The sequence below is a fragment of the Nocardia vaccinii NBRC 15922 genome (assembly GCF_001613305.1).
Lineage (GTDB): Bacteria > Actinomycetota > Actinomycetes > Mycobacteriales > Mycobacteriaceae > Nocardia > Nocardia vaccinii.
Genome location: NZ_BDCC01000071.1, coordinates 48,966 through 64,860 on the forward strand (window position 1 = coordinate 48,966; position 15,895 = coordinate 64,860).

Below are 15,895 nucleotides of genomic sequence, written 5' to 3' on the forward strand. Positions count from 1 at the left end.
GATGCGCTCATCGAGGGAACCGCTTTCACGGGTCGTGGAGGCTTGTCATGACATTCGACGTTGCTGTGATCGGCCTAGGCCCGGTCGGAGAGTTGGCGGCACTTCTTCTGGCACGTGCGGGCTTGAAAGTCCTCGCATTGGAGCGGGAGAGCGATGTCTACTCCAATCCCCGGGTCGGCGTGCTCGACGGTGAAGCCCTGCGTACGCTGCAAAAAGCGGGAGTGTACGAACGCGCCGCCGGCGAAATGCTCCTCGGGGCGGGCGCCCAGTGGGTCTCGGCTCGTGGCAAGGTCGTCGCGACAACGCTGCCCACGGAGCAGCTTCAGGGACATCCGTGGATGTCGGCGATCTATCAGCCGTTGCTGGATGAGCAACTGCGGACAGCCCTTGCGGAGTACTCGGATGTCGATATCCGTCTGGGCCACCAGCTCACCGGTTTGACGCAGGACGACCAAGGGGTCGAACTGACATTTCGCCACGGTGACGGCGGCACTGCGAACGAGCGTGCACGCTTTGTCATCGGCTGCGATGGCGCCAAGAGTGCAACCCGCGACGCGGTCGGCGTCCAGTTGGTCGGATCCGAATACACGGATACCTGGCTCATCGTCGATGCGAAACTGCCGCAGCCGATTGCTCATATTCCCTATTTCCAGATGACGCTGAACCCGGCGGCACCTCGCCTGACAGGTCGACTCGCAGCCGGAGGGCACCGCTGGGAACGGAAGGTAATGCCGTGGGAGGATCGCGACGAGATCCTCACACCGGAGGCCGCGCGACGGGTGATCGCTGAGGACGCCGACCCCGACACTGCGGAGATCCTGCGTCATCTCATCTACACCTTCCAAGCCAAGACCGCTGAGCACTGGCGGGTCGGGAGGGTCCTGCTGTGCGGGGACGCTGCCCATCTGATGCCTCCGATGATCGGACAGGGGCTGAACTCGGGAATCCGCGATGTAACGAACCTGACCTGGAAGATCGCGGCAGTCGTGAACGATGGTGCGCCCCTGCGGATCCTCGAGACCTATGAGGCAGAGCGTCGGCCGCACGCCGACGCGATAACCAAGATGTCGGTCCGGGCCGGCCGTCTGGTCACCATGCAATCGCGTTCGGCAGCGACGATTCGCGATGCGGGGGGCTGGGCGCTCCTGAGTATCCCGCCATTTCGAGAACGCGTTCGCCAAGGCCGGTGGCGCCCGCCCGCCCGGTACCGACGCGGTTTGCTTCTGGCATCGCCTTCGCTGCGTTCGCCGGTCGGCCGCTTGTTCCCCCAGCCGCTCATGCGAACCTTCAGCGGAACACAACATCGGCTCGACGACATCGCAGGCTCTGGCTGGCGCATCATCGGTTGGGAAGCCGATCCGCGCGAAGCGCTGTCGGCATTCGGCCGCCGCATCGCCGACAATGTCCTCGAGGCAACCTATGTAACACTGACCTCACCAGGGCGACGCCCCGTCCATTGTGATGCGACACAGCAGATCCTCGAAGACCTCGACGAAGTTGCCCGCCCGTACTTCAAGCGACAGCCGTTCGTCGTGCTCCGTCCTGACCACTATATCTGCGCCAACCCCTCATCGACCGAGCTGGACAGCACTGTTCGGGAGTTGATGCAGCAGATATCGAATGAATCGGGAACCAGCCAGTTGCAGTCGCATACTGCGGCTTTCAGGCGAACCGGTCTCCGGGAATTGGACCCCGCCACCGCGGACATCGGCTTCCGCGCCCGCGGGCTCTGGGGGCTGCCCCCACTCGATCTCCACCGCTTGCGCAGTCTACTGAAAGTAGCCAGCTCATGAGCATTTCCGTGCTCCGCACCAGGGACGCGTGGTGGGTGCAGGCACTCGCCGGCGCCGCCCGTATGGATACGTCCGCCACGACCACCAAGGAGCTACTCGCCGACCGTACGGCAGTCGAGGCGGCCCGCACCGCGACCGACCTCGTTCCCGTCGAGAGCCTTTCGCTGCTCTCACCGGTGACTGCGCCCTGCCGCATCGTTGCGCAGATGACCAATTTCGTGTCGCACGTGAAGGATTCCGGTTGTGATCCGGCCACCGGTCAGGCAAGACATGACCGTCGCCGACATGATCTACAAGCCCGCAGAAGCACTCCAGGCGCTCACTCGCTTTCAACGCCTCGATGCCGGGGATCTGATCCTCACCGGAACCCCGGCCGGGACCGCGATCAGCGCACCACAGTGAGGTACAAGTGATCACCGACAATGCAGCGGCCACCGCCGAATTGTGGCCTCGCTACGCCGAACCGGGCGACCTGTGCGCCATCGAATCCATCCCGCTGGCCGAGCGCGGCCTGCCAGAGTCGACGTACGCTCTGCTCGCTCGCGCCGCACACCTGTGGCCCGACCGGGTCGCACTCACTGTGCTGTGCGAGGCCGCCCGCTGGCAGGAACCGGTCCGGCGCACCTTCGGTGAGCTTCTCGCCGACGTGCATCGCTATGCGAACCTGCTGCGTCGACTCGGTGTCGGCCGCGGCGACGCGGTCGCGCTGATGGCACCCAACTGCGCGGAGCTCGTTCCCGCCACCCTCGCCGCGCAGCTGGCCGGAATCGCCGCCCCGATCAATGCTGCCCTCTCGGGCACCCACATCGAGGAACTTCTGCGTCGCTCCGGCGCACGAGTTCTCATCGCGGCCGGACCTGATCTCTCACCCGAGACTTGGGAGTCCGCAGCGGCATTGGCGACCGACGGTCTTGTCGATGTCGTCCTCGTACTGCGCTCGACCGACGCCGACGCGATCCAGACGCTGCCCGCGCTCGAGGCAGCACACACCGGATACCTGGATGCGCTCGCCTCCGACGAAACTTCGAGCAGCTTCTCCGGCGAGCCCCCCAGATCCGAAGACTTGGCGAGCCTGTTCCACACCGGCGGCACCACCGGTGTACCCAAACTCGCGGCCCACACCCACGGCGGTGAAGTAGCCAATGCCTGGATGATCGCCGCCAACTCGCTCCTGGACACCGACGATGTCGTCTTCGCGGCACTCCCACTCTTCCACGTGAACGCTTTGGTGGTCACCGTGCTCGCGCCGCTGTTCAAGGGGCAGCAGGTGGTCTGGGCGGGCCCGCTCGGGTACCGAGATTTCGCGTTGTACGCCAACTACTGGAAGATGGTCGCGCACTACCGCATTGCCGCCATGAGCGCGGTCCCCACCGTGTACGCGGTACTCGCCAACTGCCCGCTCGACGCCGATATCAGCACTCTTCGCTACGCAATGGTCGGTGCCTCGCCACTCCCACCGGCAGTCCGTGACAACTTCGAGCGCCATACCGGAGTCACGCTCGTGGAAGGGTACGGACTCACCGAGGCGACCTGCGCAACCGCGCGCAGCTTTCCCGAGCGGCCCCGTCCCGGCTCGGTCGGGCAGCGGATGCCCTACCAGCACGTGAAGGTGGTCAACGTCGGCGACGACGGCTCGCGCGAGGACCTGCCCCCGGGAGCCACCGGTGTACTGTGCGTCAGCGGCCCGACGGTATTCCCCGGATATGTCATCGACCGCAACGAAGACGGACATGTGCTCGACAGTCTCGGCAGCGTGGCGAACGGCTGGCTCGAAACCGGCGATTTAGCGCATATCGACAGCGACGGGTTCATCCACCTGCACGGGCGGGCGAAAGACCTGATCATCCGCGGCGGACACAACATCGATCCCGCAACCATCGAAGACGCGCTGCTGTCGCATCCCACCGTCACCGCGGCAGGTGCGGTCGGCCGTCCTGACCCGCACTCCGGCGAGGTACCGATCGCCTACGTGGTCCTCAGCACCGGTGCCACCACCACCGAATCCGAGCTGCTCGAGTGGGCGTGTGAGCGGGTTCCCGAACCCGCCGCCGCGCCGAAGGCGGTGCTCGTGTTCGACGCATTGCCGGTTACCGACGTCGGAAAGCCCTACAAGCTCGGACTGCGTGCCGACGCGACGCGACGCGCGGTCGCCGAAGCCCTCGCCCACATCGACGGAGTACACGTCGTCACCGCGGCGATCACTGACGGCGAGGTAGTCGCGACCATCGAAACCGATCGCGATACCGATCACGCCGCTGTCGAGACGGCATTGAATTCGTTCGCCCTGACCTGGAAGGCAGTGAGCCGGCCATGAGCATCCCGACAATTACGCTGACAGTGCTACTGGCCGCGCAGTTCACAGTGTTCGGCATCCTGAAACTCGCCGCTGCGAAGCAAATGCGGGACCGCGCCGCCCACGTCGGTATGACGGTGACGGCTTACCGAGTGATCGGGGCCCTCGAAGTTGCCGCTGCTGCCGGGCTGGTGACCGGGACCGTCTGGTGGCCGGCGGGATTGGCCGCGGGTATCGGTCTGGTTCTGCTGATGGTCGGTGCCATCGCGACGCACCTGCGAGTGCATGACAAGCTCTCGGAGGCGGCACCCGCGATTGTGACGTTCTTCCTCGCCATCAGCTACGTCGCACTGGTCCTGACAGTAGATCGATGAACATCCACGATGCGCCGGTCGTCATCGTGGGGGCCGGCCCCACCGGACCGACCACCGCGATCCTGCTCTCCCAGTACGGAATCGAATGTGTGGTGCTGGAACGGTGGGGAACCGTGCCCCCGCGGCCACGCGCGGTACGCCTCGGCGGTGACCGCGGCGACGTCGACGTCACCGCGGTCACCGCCGAGGGTCATGGTGCAGGTGTGGGTGCAGGACTGCGCGACGCGGCCAGCCTGTCCCGGAAACTCGCCGGTGTTCTCGCCGGCACCCTGCCGGCCAGCGTGCTCGACACCTATGAGACCGAGCGAAAACCACCTGCAGACGCCGTGCTGATCCGTCCGGACGGCATCGTCCAGCAGGCCGGCAGACGAGTCTCGGATCTGCAAGCTGTTCTCCCCCACTTCGATATTCGTACTCCGCCGCCATCCGCGAACGATGGCGCCGAGACCGACGATAGGAGCTTCGATGCCCAAGCGTGCTGACGTTCCGGCCTATCAGCCGGACCTCTACTCCGAGGCGGCGATCCGCGATACCTACCCCCACTACACCCGTCTGCGCGAGCTCGGACCCGTGGTGTGGCTGGCCAGACAACGCGCATACGCACTGCCCCGCTATGCCGAGTGCAAGAAGGTACTTCTCGACGACGAAGCCTTCGTGTCCGGCGAAGGAGTGGGGCTGAACCCGATCACCAATCGCCTCTCCCGTGGGACCACGCTCAACAGCGACGGCGACGAACATTCGCGGCGCCGCGCTCTCCTGTCCCACCGGCTGACCCCACGAGCGCTGCGGTCGATGCGCGAAACCATCGATGAACAAGCCACCGCGGTTGTCGCGGAAGCCGTCGCACGCGGGAGCATCGATGGCGTCGACCTGGCCACCGCGCTGCCGATGTCGGTCGTGCCCGACCTCATCGGGTGGCCCGACCACGGTCGCGAACATCTCCTACGCTGGGCCGGAGCCACGTTCAATGCCCTCGGCCCACTGAATCTGCGGTCGGCACGAGCGGCGCCGTCCGGGTTGGAAATGATGCACTTCGCCCGGCGCATCTCCCGGGATCGCGATATAAAGCCCGGCGGCGCGGGACACGACGTGCTGCAAGCCGCCGACGAAGGCAAGCTCGCCCACGCGGAATGCCCAGCGCTGATGCTGGACTACCTGGCGCCGTCGCTGGACACCACGATCGGTGCCATCTCCGCCTCGCTGTACCTGTTCGCCACCAACCCGGATCAGTGGAACCTGCTGAAGGCCGACCCCGGCCTGATCTCCAACGCTGTCAACGAGGCTGTCCGCCTCGCGTCGCCCGTTCGGGCCTTCTCCCGCAAGGTCACCCGCGATACCGAGATCGCCGGTACCAGCCTCCCCTCCGGCTCCCGAGTGGTGGTGATGTACGGGTCCGCCAACCGTGACCCCCTCGAGTGGGATGCCCCGGACACCTTCGACATTCGTCGTGACGCCTCGCGTCAACTCGGTTTCGGCCACGGGGCCCACGGCTGCGCCGGGCAAGGTCTGGCCCGCCTGGAAACCCAGGCCATCCTGCGCGCCCTGGTCGACCGAGTCGACCGCATCGAGATCACCGGCCCCACCGAATGGGCCATGAACAACATCATCCACCGCTTCAATCGCCTACCCCTGCAACTGATTCCCACCTGACAGAGAGGTTCCCAGATGAAAATCACCGTTGATTACCACCGCTGCGAGGGTCATGGGCTGTGCGCCGAACAGGCACCGGCCGTATTCGGTCTCGACGACGAGGGTGAATTGATCTATCACTTCAACGGCACAGATGTACCCGATGGGCAGATCGCCCTCGCACGGGCCGCCATCAATTCCTGCCCGGTCGCCGCTCTGCGAGAGCAGCGATGAGCCGATCCGCCGCAGTCGTCATCGTCGGCGATTCGATCGCCGGAGTGACCGCCGCACGTGAACTGCGGACCCTGGGACACGGTGGCCGGATAACTCTCATCGGAGCCGATCCACACGGCGCCTACTCCCGGCCACCGCTGTCGAAGACCGTCCTCAAAGACGACTCCGCCGACACCACGCTCAGCTATCACCTGGACGGCCTCGACGTCGAGGAGGTACGTTCGGCAGCCGTCGGCGCGAATCTCGACCACAAGCGAATCACCACCGCCGGCGGACACATCGTGGGCTACGACGCGCTGATCATCGCGACCGGCGCGGAAGCAAGACGACTCGCCCGGCCAGACCAGGACGGTGAACTCGTACTGCGGACGCTCGAGGATGCACGAGCCCTGCGGACGCGGCTCGACACCGCCACTTCAGCGATCATTATCGGTGCGGGGTTCCTCGGCATGGAGGTGGCCAGCGCGTGCGCCGCCCGAGATATCCCGGTGACCGTAGTCGACGTCGACCGCCCACTCGAACGGGTCCTCGGGCCGTATCTGTCGGAGCTGATCGCCGAACGCGCTCAGCGAAACGGTGTTCGGCTCATTCGAACGCCGGGCTTCGTTTCCCTTTCCGGAAATCCGGTACGTGGTATAGCCCTGCCCGACGGTACCGAATTGCCGGCGGACCTCGTGGTGAGTTGCGTCGGAGAAACGCCCAACACGGCCTGGCTACACGGCACCGGCTTGGCCGATCACATCGGTATCGGCATCGATCACGCCCGTGCCACAGCCTTTCCGGATGTCTACGCTGCGGGAGACGTGTCCTACCCGCGGAACACGGACCGTCGGTCCGCGTTCTGGTCCAATGCCGTCGCGCAGGGACGGGTCGCTGCCGCGTCAGCGCTCGGTCACACACAGACATCGGCACCGAGCGATGACTACTTCTGGACAGAGATCCTCGGAATGAGCATCAAAGTCGTCGGGTCCCTGCCGTTGATCGGCACACCCAGCCACATCGACGGTGACCCGACCGCAGGGTCCGCCCTCCTCACCTGGAACCGCGCCGGCGAAGGCGCCGCGCTCGTCGCCTACGGCATCCGTAAGCCGGTCACCAAGCTCCGCATGATGGCTGCGTCGCTGGTTCCCTGAGCCTCCTGGTGAATTACTCGAAGCGCCCTCATCTCCGCTTCCCCTTCGCCGTCGTCAGCAGCGCAACGCCCCTGCAGGAAGTGATGATGCGTCCAGAAGCGGGAGTTCTATACCGGCCAGCAGCTCGCGGTAGCGGTCCGCCAACTGCGGAGGAGCCTGGCGACTGTAGGCGACGATCTCGCGGAAAACTCCCGAGCCGATCCGGCGGGTGTGACGTGCCCAGCCGCCGGGTACCGCGTTCGCCGGCGCCAAGGTAACGCCCAATCCCTCGACGGCGAAGGACAACCCGGCGGCGACCTGGCCGGTACGGGCGACTACGCGCGGAGCGAAGCCGATGGTGGCCGCCAGCCAGTCGGCCACCTCGCTCATCCCCTGTTCGGGCTCGTAGAGAACCCAGTCCGCGACGGCGAGTTCCTGCGGGGCGGCGACGGTGCCGGGCACGTGCTCCTCCGCGCCGACGAGCACCATCTCCTCATAGCCGAGCGACACCACCGGTCCGTCCCAACCGACTGGGCGCGGCCCTACCGACAGATCGCCTCGACCGGCGCGTGTGGCCGCTTCGAGATCGCGACGGTGGGAGAAGTCATGTAAACGCAGCACCGTGTCGGGATACATCGCATGCCAACGCGCGGCACTGGGCGGCAAAACTCCCGCGGCCACCGACCGGACCGTGAGCACGTGTACATCACCGTTGCTTCCGTCGACCACGTGCCGAACAGCATCGGACGCGTCTTGGACCCCGTGGAGAATCCGACGCGCGATCGGCAGTAGAGCCCGACCCGCAGGGGTCAGCGACAGGCCGTGGTGTCCGCGTTCGAGCAAGGGTGAACCCAACTCCTTCTCGAGAGCCCGAATCTGCTGCGACAGTGACGGCTGCGACACATACAACCGTGTCGCCGCCGCACTGAAAGAGCCTGTGTCCCAGATCAAGACGAAATACTCAAGCTGTCGCAACTGCATCGCCGACAGCACCTCCTCTCCCCCGGTGACCGGTTGTAGCGGTGTAGGTCGCGTGGTGGCCGCTGGCACCGGCACAAGCGCGCCGACTCGGCACGATCAGCCCACGAGCACGACGCGGGGGTCACGGCGAGCGAGCCGTTCGAGCAGGTAGTCCACCTCGGAGCGGGTGTGCTCCGACAGTACGCCGCTGGGCGTCCGCTGCGCATCACTGGTCAATAGCCCGCGACGTTTCATCACGTACTTGCGCACCGCCAAACCGATCCCCGGCTGCTGCTCGTAGCGGAGCAGCGGCAGGTGCGCGTCGAACAGATCATGACTGTCCTCACGACGCCCGGCTGCGGTCCGGGTAACGACATCGACGAGCAGTTCCGGAAAGCAATAACCCGTCATCGCACCGTCGGCGCCACGCTCGGTCTCGAAGTCCAGGAACAGTCCGCCATTGCCGCACAGGATCGACAAGCGAGGCATGTCCTGGTTGGCCTCGAGATGCCTCAGTGTGGTGATCTTGTCGAGTCCCGGCCAGTCCTCGTGTTTGAGCATTACACAGCTGGGGATATTGCGAGCAATCCGAGCGATGACCGAAGGCGTGATCACCACCGAGAACGACAGTGGATAGTCCTGCAGCACCAGCGGAGTCTCCGGCCCCACGGCCGCGGCTGCGCCTTCGTAATAGCCCACGATCTGGCTGTCGGCGCGCAAGGTGTTGGGCGGTGCGACCATGACACCGGCTGCGCCGGCGGCCATGACTTCTTGCGCGAGCGAACGCATCGGCGCATAACCCGGCGCCGAGACTCCGACCACGACCGGAAGAGTGGTTTTGCCGAGAACGTAGGAAACTACGGAAACAGATTCGGTGTGCGAGAGCTTAGGAGCTTCGCCGAGCTGACCGAGCAAAGTCAACCCGGTCACGCCCGTCCCCTCGTAGAAATCGATCAGGCGGCCCAGGGAGGAATAGTCGATGTCGCCTCGGTCGTCGAATGGTGTCGGAGCGATGGCGAACACGCCGGAGGTTTCCCGGGTAACAACGGCCATGTGGGATTCCCTTCTCGTTTCTGTTCGTAGTCTCGTCAGATGCTGGCGATCAAGCCGCCGTCGACACGGAGGACCGAGCCGGTGATATATGCCGCGTGTGCACTCGCCAGAAACGCCACCGCGGCGGCGTACTCGGCCGGTTCGCCGTAACGGCCGACGGGAATGGAGGCGACGCTCTCCGCGCGTACCTGATCGACACTCTTGCCGTCGCGCTCGGCCTTGGCGCGGTCGAGATAGTCGGTGCGGCCGGTACCGATTCGTCCTGGCACGATCACGTTGGACGTCACGCCGTCCGGGGCCACCTCGCGCGCGAGCGTCTTCGACCATCCCAACAAGCTTGCGCGCAGCGTGTTCGACAAACCGAGATTCGGAATGGGTGCCACGACACCGGAACTCGTGCTGGTGATCACCCGGCCCCAGCCACGGTCCCGCATACCCGGCACCACCCGGTCGGTGATCGTGATGACCGACAACACCATCGACTCGAAGCTCTGCCGCCAGGCGGTAGCCGGCTGCCCGCCGATCGGCGACGGCAGCGGGCCACCGGTGTTGTTGATCAGGATGTCGATCGGACCGAGTTCGCTTTCGACGGACGCGACCCGTTCCTCGACTATTGACGGGTCGGAGATATCCCACTCCAGCGCCACCGCGCGTCCGCCGTCGGTGGTGATGGCGTCGGTGCGCACGGTGGCGGCTTCCGCCGCGATATCGGCCACCACCACCGCCGCGCCCTCGGAGGCGAGGCGCTCGGCGACCGCGCCGCCGATACCCCCACCCCCGCCCAGCACCAGCGCATTACGCCCGGCAATCCCCAGGTCCATGAAACTGCTCCGTTCTCGTTCTCGGAATGACCAGAAACTCATTTGTTTTTCGCGTGACATTAACACCGACAACTGACGGAGAACCAATAACAATTCCCGAACCACCCCATAAGCTGAGCTTATACGCGCAGCGTACCCAGGTAATCACACCATGGAAAGCGGGATTCTCCACTTCGATAGATTTGGACTCCAAGCATATTTTCGATCTACAGTCCAAGCCATGCCAATTACGGATTTTCCAGCGGAAGGGTTCGGAATGTCTTTGCCGGAAACTATGACGGCAGCCGTACTCGGGGAGCCCGGTGTGATTACTACTCGCCACCTCCCTGTGCCCGAAATCGGGCCGGACGAGGTGCTGGTTCGCGTACACCGAGCTTCACTCTGCGGTACGGATGTCAAGATTCGTAGTCGTCACTTCTTCGCGGACGGGGGCCCGGCTCCGGGCACCTTCGTCCCCGGACACGAATACGCCGGAACGGTTGCCGCCGTCGGGGCGAGCGTCGACGAGTTTGCTGTTGGCGATCGGGTAGTCACCGAGGCCCACCGAGGCTGTATGCGGTGCGCCAATTGCCTGGCCGGCGCGTACACCGACTGCCTGAACTACGGGAACCGCCGCAAGGGCCACCGCACCCAGGGCATGACCGTCAACGGCGGCTTCGCCGAATACGTCGCCAACCACGTCTCCACGCTCACGAAGCTGCCCGACGCCGTCGACTTCGACGCCGCGGTCGTTCTGACAACCGCCGGCACGGTTATCCACGCCTTCGACGCCCTCGGGACGATCATCGCCGGTGCCAGCATCGCGGTCATCGGCCCCGGACCGATCGGGTTGCTCGCTGTGCAGCTCGCCCGGCAGCTGGGCGCACATCCGGTGACTTTGGTCGGGACCCGTCAAAGCCGCCTGGATATCGGCACCGACTTCGGCGCCGACCAGGTAATAAACTCCCGCGACGACGACGCGATCACGGCGGTACGCGCCAGCACCGGCGGACTGGGCGTCGACATCGTCCTGGAGTGCTCGGGCGCGCCGACTGCCGTGGACGACGCACTGCGGATGACGAAACGCTCGGGCACGGTTGTTCTCATCGGGTTCTTCCAACAGCCGGTCACCGCCGACCTCAACCACGCGGTGATGAACGGGATCTCTCTGCTGTCGGTGCGCGGCGAGGGAACCGGATCGGTACGCCGAGCCGTATCGCTGGCCGGGCAGGGACGCTTGCACACCGATTCTCTTGTCACCCACCACTTTCCGCTGTACGAGATCTCCGACGCGTTCGAGACCTACACCACGCGCTCCGACAACGCCATCAAGGTGATGCTCGATGTCGTCGAATGAGAACGAGGTAGCCGTCGCAATGAGTGCGGCCACCCAAGCCTGGCTCGAATCACTGACGCCCACCCAACTGGCCCATGCCCAATATGGGTCCCCGCTCGCGCCGGACGCGGAGGCCGAGCGGGTGCAGTGGTTCTACACTCCCACCGACCATGGCGGCCTGGCGCTACGTGAACAGAGTCCACGCCAGCAGAGTCTGGCCATGCAACTACTCGCAACCGGGCTCTCGGAATCGGGTTACGCCACGGTGGCCACCGTCATGGGTTTGGAGAACATCCTCGATCAGGTAGAGGGCTGGAATGTTCATTGGGGACGAGAGCGCGGCCGCGATCCGGAGCTGTATTGGCTGAGAGTCTTCGGGAAGCCCGGCGGCACTGTCTGGGGATGGCGGATGGGTGGGCATCACATCTCGATCAACAATCTCATCGCCCGGGGCCGCGTGGTCGCCACGACTCCCAACTTTCTCGGTGCCGATCCTGCCACGACGACACTGCTCGGCTCGTCCTTGCGCCCACTGATGGGACTAGAGGAGCTCGCCCGTCGCCTGGCGCGGAGCCTCGATCCAGCGCAGTGGGAGCATGCACGGCTGCACTCTTCCGCGATCTCCGACATCGTGTCGGGAAACAGGTCCCGCGTCGCCCACGGCGACACCATGATGCACATGCAAGACCTCTGGCGAGGCCGATTCACCGACCCGGAACTCATCGCCTTGGTTGACGAAGTCGACCGACGCGCAGAGGCTGCCAGTGGATACACAGGCAGCGACCATATGACAATGGCGATCACCGCCCCACCCAAAGGCGTCGGCGCGAGTCGACTCGACCAACGCCAACGCGATGAGTTGCGGCGGTTGATCAGCCTGTACACCGGACGAGCGCCGAAGCCGATTGCGGACCGACACACCGCGTACTACTCGCGCGACAGCACACTGGACGAGGTGCACTTCGGCTGGGCGGGCAGCATCGACTTCGGGAAACCCCACTACTACCGGATCCAGGGACCGCGCCTGCTGATCGAATACGACAACACCCAGCGCCACGCCAACCACGCCCACTCGGTATGGCGCGACCCGGTCGGCGACTTCGGCCTCGACAGCCTTGCCGAACACCGGCACCACTCCGCGCACTGACCGGCCCTGTGCCTCAGACCTGCCTGTGCAGACATCGCCGCGCCGCGAAAGCCAGGGGCGTCGCGCTCCACGGCCACCGGGGTGGTCATCGGTCACGCGTGTCCTGGAACGCGATGAGCGGAAAGAAGCTCGCGAGGATTCCAGCGCCATCGTCACCGCTACAGTGAACCAATGTCCAGTAGGTCCCAGCCGATCCCAGAGACGACGGACACCGCCCCGACCGACGAGGACGCGAAGCCCAAGCGGGGACGTGGCCGCCCCAGGGTCCCGTTGGAACGAATCGTCGCGGCCGCATTGGCTCTCGTCGATTCCGAAGGCGTCGGCGCATTGTCGATGCGCACCCTCGCGCAGCGGCTCGACACCGGAACTGCCGTTCTGTATCGGGCCGTGGCCAATCGATCGGAACTGGTCTCACTCATTGTGGACCGAGTCTTCAGCGAGGTCGCCTTCGACAACGACCCCACTCGCACCGACTGGCAGGCGGCATGCCGCTCGACGGCACAAAGGTTGTTCGACACCCTCAACAACCATCGCGGAATCGCACCATTGCTCATCGAACAGGTGCCCGTCGGCCCGAGCGTGATGGCCCACCGCGAACAACTTCTGGCGATGCTGCTGGCCAACGGCTTCAGCCCGGAGGACGCCGCACGCACCTACACCACGGTGGCCCGGTTCGTGGTTGGCTTCGCCGCGCAACTGCAGGGTCAGGACTCGACCTCCAACCAGGACACCGCCCAGCTGGAGACACTCTTTCATCAGCTCGACCCGGCACACTTCCCGGCGACGATTGCAGTCGCGGACTGCCTGCCGCAGATGACCTTGGAGAAAGAATTCAGCTTCGGCCTGGACCTGCTCATCGCCGGGCTGGCCGCTCGCCACAATCCCGAAAAGGGAAGCACCGAAAAAGCACGCTGACCATACGACCCGACGGCGAAATCAGCCTCCGGTGAGGAGTACCTGGTCCGCGCGCCCTTGACACCCCACCATATTTTCGGACACAGTGTTACCGAATTAAGTTTTACCGTCGTCCCGCCCACCGGCTGTCCCGCCGCAGAGGCGGACATCGCGGACGGACGACCATGGACACAAAGTGGAGGCGACATGCGGCGGACGCTCCTGAAAGGAGCCCGGGTCATCACGATGGAACCGGGACGACCGCACCATGAACAACTCGACGTACTCGTCGAAGACGACCGGATCGTCGCCCTGGCAGAGCACATCGACGAAACAGATGCCGAGATCATCGACCTGGCCGGCCGGATCGTAGTCCCAGGCTTTGTCAACGCACACCTTCACACCTGGCAGACAGCTCTGCGGGGCACGGGCGCCGATTGGACATTGCACGAGTATCTGGCAAGAACTCACGGCGAAATTGCGCGCCGTTATACCCCCTCCGACGTGCATATCGGCACCCTTGCCGGTGCGCTGAACCAACTCGACTCCGGGGTGACGACGATCGGCGACTGGTGTCACAATTGCCGAACGCCGGACCACGCCGATGCCGCCGTCGAAGCCCTTGCCGAGGCAGGAATCCGCGCCGTCTTTCTGCACGGGACTGCGCACGGTGGCCAGAAAAAACCTCACAACATCCGCGAAGTAGACCGACTTCTGTCCGGTCCGATCGCCGGGAACGAACTACTGACACTGGGAATGGCGATCAAAGGACCTCAGCTCTCGGCCAGCGAGACCGCGTTGACCGACCTCCGCGCCGGCGCAGAACGAGGTCTGCTCGTCTCTATGCACCAAAGTGTCGGCCACCCCAGCGCCGCCTGGACAAAGGTCGCAGACGCAGGACTGTGGGGCCCTCACACCAATATCGTGCACGGAACCGGTATTTCCGGCCAGATGTTGCGAATGATGGTGGAGGCCGGCGCGACCTTCACCTCTACGCCGGAAAACGAGCTCGCGCAGGGCCACTGCACCTCGATCGTCGAAGACTTGTTGTCCATGGGTGCGCAGGTGTCGCTGGGAACCGATACCGAGATCGCCGTGGCCGGCGACGTATTGACCGCCGCCCGCATCTCGTTGGCACGCGTGCGGGCGCGTGCCCACGACCACTCCCGTTCCACCAGCGGGCTGGGCGCACCCGAGGTCGAGACCAGCACCAAGCATGCGCTCAGTTGGGTCACCACCGAGGGGGCCCGGGCACTGGGATTGGATCACCGAATCGGGTCGATCAAGCCCGGTTTGCAGGCCGATATCGTTGTCATCGACGCCCGGTCGTTGAATCTCTGGCCTGCCCACAATCCCCTGGCGGCCGCTCTTCATGCCCATCCCGGAAACGTCGAGGCCGTGATGGTCGGCGGCGATTGGCGCAAGCGCAACCATGCGCTTGTTCACCCGGGTTTACGACGAATTGCACACGAGTTGGAACGTTCCGCCGAGCGGTTCATCGACGAAAGCACGTCCACCGGAGTCCTGACCCGCGCCCGGCGAGAAGTCGTCCGCCGCGTCGTTCACCGCGCCATGCTCCGGCAGGCACGATCCGGCGAGGATACGCCCACATCCCACTAATTGTGTGGCATAGCAGCCGGTTCCGGCTTTCCCAGTAAGCAGGATTGAAACCCGACGCGAATCTCGTCACGCGGCCGAGCACGCCAAGCGGACATCCGGCGCCAGTCCACGCTCGGCGCCACACCTCCCAGCCGTACCGACCTCGCCCAGGCCTCGACCGCGCGGCGCGGCCGAGGACGGCAACTGGGCCCCAAAACGGAAACGCCGTCGCGAAATAGATTGCTGGTGGCGTATTTATCAGCTACGGCGTAACCGCAAATACACCGCTTCCGGTGCGACACACGTCCGCTCGCCCGCCACTCAGCGGGGCAAGCCCCACGGGTTCCGGTCGCCGCACTCGATTCACACCTGCCGGGAGACCAGCGAATGACCTCTGTGCTCCGCGCCGCCCTGGGCACCTGCGTCGGGCTGAAGCCGGTCTCACCCGAGTCAGTCCCATGCCGACATTCGCAAGACAGTCAGTCGACCTTGATGATGCACGCACCAGCGCCGCAGTCAGCGCATCTGGGTGGACTCCTCGCAGACTTCGTCGAGCGAGGCTCGGGTAGGAGTAATACGCCACGCCAAGGATGTCCGTCCGCAGCGGCACGGTCGTCGAGTCGCATGACGACCTATCAGCCCGGTTGAGGGCGAGATTCAGCACATCGCCC

At 65.0% G+C, this 15,895-nt stretch carries 14 protein-coding genes and 3 pseudogenes; 14 read left to right on the forward strand and 3 right to left on the reverse strand.

Features of this window, described 5'->3' with window-relative positions:
- Positions 1-47: 47 nt before the first annotated feature.
- The 10 genes and pseudogenes from NV1_RS36005 to NV1_RS36035 all read left to right on the forward strand — a co-directional run bounded on the left by NV1_RS36005 (position 48) and on the right by NV1_RS36035 (position 7,456).
- Positions 48-1,793 carry a bifunctional 3-(3-hydroxy-phenyl)propionate/3-hydroxycinnamic acid hydroxylase gene (locus NV1_RS36005; RefSeq protein ID WP_067902140.1) on the forward strand — a complete coding sequence of 582 codons (1,746 nt, stop codon included), beginning with the start codon at positions 48-50 and terminating at the stop codon, positions 1,791-1,793.
- Positions 1,790-2,050 (forward strand): annotated as a pseudogene (locus NV1_RS42800) (fumarylacetoacetate hydrolase family protein); the annotation flags it as partial. The gene NV1_RS36005 and the pseudogene NV1_RS42800, both read left to right, overlap by 4 nt.
- A gap of 28 nt (positions 2,051-2,078) precedes the next feature.
- Positions 2,079-2,195 carry a fumarylacetoacetate hydrolase family protein gene (locus NV1_RS47245; protein ID WP_444980814.1) on the forward strand — a complete coding sequence of 39 codons (117 nt, stop codon included), beginning with the start codon at positions 2,079-2,081 and terminating at the stop codon, positions 2,193-2,195.
- Positions 2,196-2,202: 7 nt separating this feature from the next.
- Positions 2,203-4,107: an acyl-CoA synthetase gene (locus NV1_RS36010; protein WP_245714094.1), complete on the forward strand. Its 1,905-nt coding sequence runs from the start codon at positions 2,203-2,205 to the stop codon at positions 4,105-4,107.
- On the forward strand, positions 4,104-4,460 hold the full coding sequence (locus tag NV1_RS36015) for a DoxX family protein (protein ID WP_067902143.1): 357 nt from the start codon (positions 4,104-4,106) through the stop codon (positions 4,458-4,460). Before NV1_RS36010 ends, NV1_RS36015 begins: the two co-directional genes overlap by 4 nt.
- Positions 4,457-4,603, forward strand: a pseudogene (locus NV1_RS46110) (FAD-dependent monooxygenase); the annotation flags it as partial. The gene NV1_RS36015 and the pseudogene NV1_RS46110, both read left to right, overlap by 4 nt.
- 60 nt (positions 4,604-4,663) lie before the next feature.
- Positions 4,664-4,942 (forward strand): annotated as a pseudogene (locus NV1_RS47080) (FAD-dependent monooxygenase); the annotation flags it as partial.
- Positions 4,926-6,110, forward strand: a complete 1,185-nt coding sequence (locus NV1_RS36025) for a cytochrome P450 (protein ID WP_067902149.1) — start codon at positions 4,926-4,928, stop codon at positions 6,108-6,110. The pseudogene NV1_RS47080 and the gene NV1_RS36025, both read left to right, overlap by 17 nt.
- A gap of 15 nt (positions 6,111-6,125) precedes the next feature.
- Positions 6,126-6,323, forward strand: coding sequence for a ferredoxin (locus NV1_RS36030; protein WP_067902152.1), 198 nt, complete (start codon positions 6,126-6,128; stop codon positions 6,321-6,323).
- Positions 6,320-7,456: an NAD(P)/FAD-dependent oxidoreductase gene (locus NV1_RS36035; protein ID WP_067902155.1), complete on the forward strand. Its 1,137-nt coding sequence runs from the start codon at positions 6,320-6,322 to the stop codon at positions 7,454-7,456. The genes NV1_RS36030 and NV1_RS36035 overlap by 4 nt, the downstream gene beginning before the upstream one ends.
- A 54-nt stretch (positions 7,457-7,510) precedes the next feature.
- On the opposite strand, the gene NV1_RS36040 is transcribed toward NV1_RS36035, so the two are convergent.
- From NV1_RS36040 to NV1_RS36050, 3 genes are all read right to left on the reverse strand, one after another.
- Complete coding sequence (locus tag NV1_RS36040; RefSeq protein ID WP_067902228.1) at positions 7,511-8,416, reverse strand: LysR family transcriptional regulator; 906 nt, start codon at positions 8,414-8,416, stop codon at positions 7,511-7,513.
- A gap of 96 nt (positions 8,417-8,512) precedes the next feature.
- Complete coding sequence (locus NV1_RS36045) at positions 8,513-9,448, reverse strand: dihydrodipicolinate synthase family protein (RefSeq protein WP_067902158.1); 936 nt, start codon at positions 9,446-9,448, stop codon at positions 8,513-8,515.
- A gap of 35 nt (positions 9,449-9,483) precedes the next feature.
- A complete protein-coding gene (locus NV1_RS36050) occupies positions 9,484-10,374 on the reverse strand; it encodes an SDR family oxidoreductase (RefSeq protein WP_245714095.1) in 891 nt (296 codons plus the stop codon).
- 199 nt (positions 10,375-10,573) lie between these two features.
- On the opposite strand from NV1_RS36050, the gene NV1_RS36055 reads away from it, so the two are divergent.
- From NV1_RS36055 to NV1_RS36070, 4 genes are all read left to right on the forward strand, one after another.
- The gene (locus NV1_RS36055; protein WP_169813494.1) at positions 10,574-11,605 is read left to right on the forward strand and encodes a zinc-dependent alcohol dehydrogenase; all 1,032 of its coding nucleotides are present in this window, start codon (positions 10,574-10,576) and stop codon (positions 11,603-11,605) included.
- Positions 11,592-12,731 carry a DUF3500 domain-containing protein gene (locus NV1_RS36060; protein ID WP_067902166.1) on the forward strand — a complete coding sequence of 380 codons (1,140 nt, stop codon included), beginning with the start codon at positions 11,592-11,594 and terminating at the stop codon, positions 12,729-12,731. The genes NV1_RS36055 and NV1_RS36060 overlap by 14 nt, the downstream gene beginning before the upstream one ends.
- Positions 12,732-12,902: 171 nt before the next feature.
- A complete protein-coding gene (locus NV1_RS36065) occupies positions 12,903-13,646 on the forward strand; it encodes a TetR/AcrR family transcriptional regulator (RefSeq protein WP_084526335.1) in 744 nt (247 codons plus the stop codon).
- A 186-nt stretch (positions 13,647-13,832) separates the two neighbouring features.
- The gene (locus tag NV1_RS36070; protein ID WP_067902169.1) at positions 13,833-15,245 is read left to right on the forward strand and encodes an amidohydrolase family protein; all 1,413 of its coding nucleotides are present in this window, start codon (positions 13,833-13,835) and stop codon (positions 15,243-15,245) included.
- The last annotated feature ends 650 nt before the right edge of the window (positions 15,246-15,895 follow it).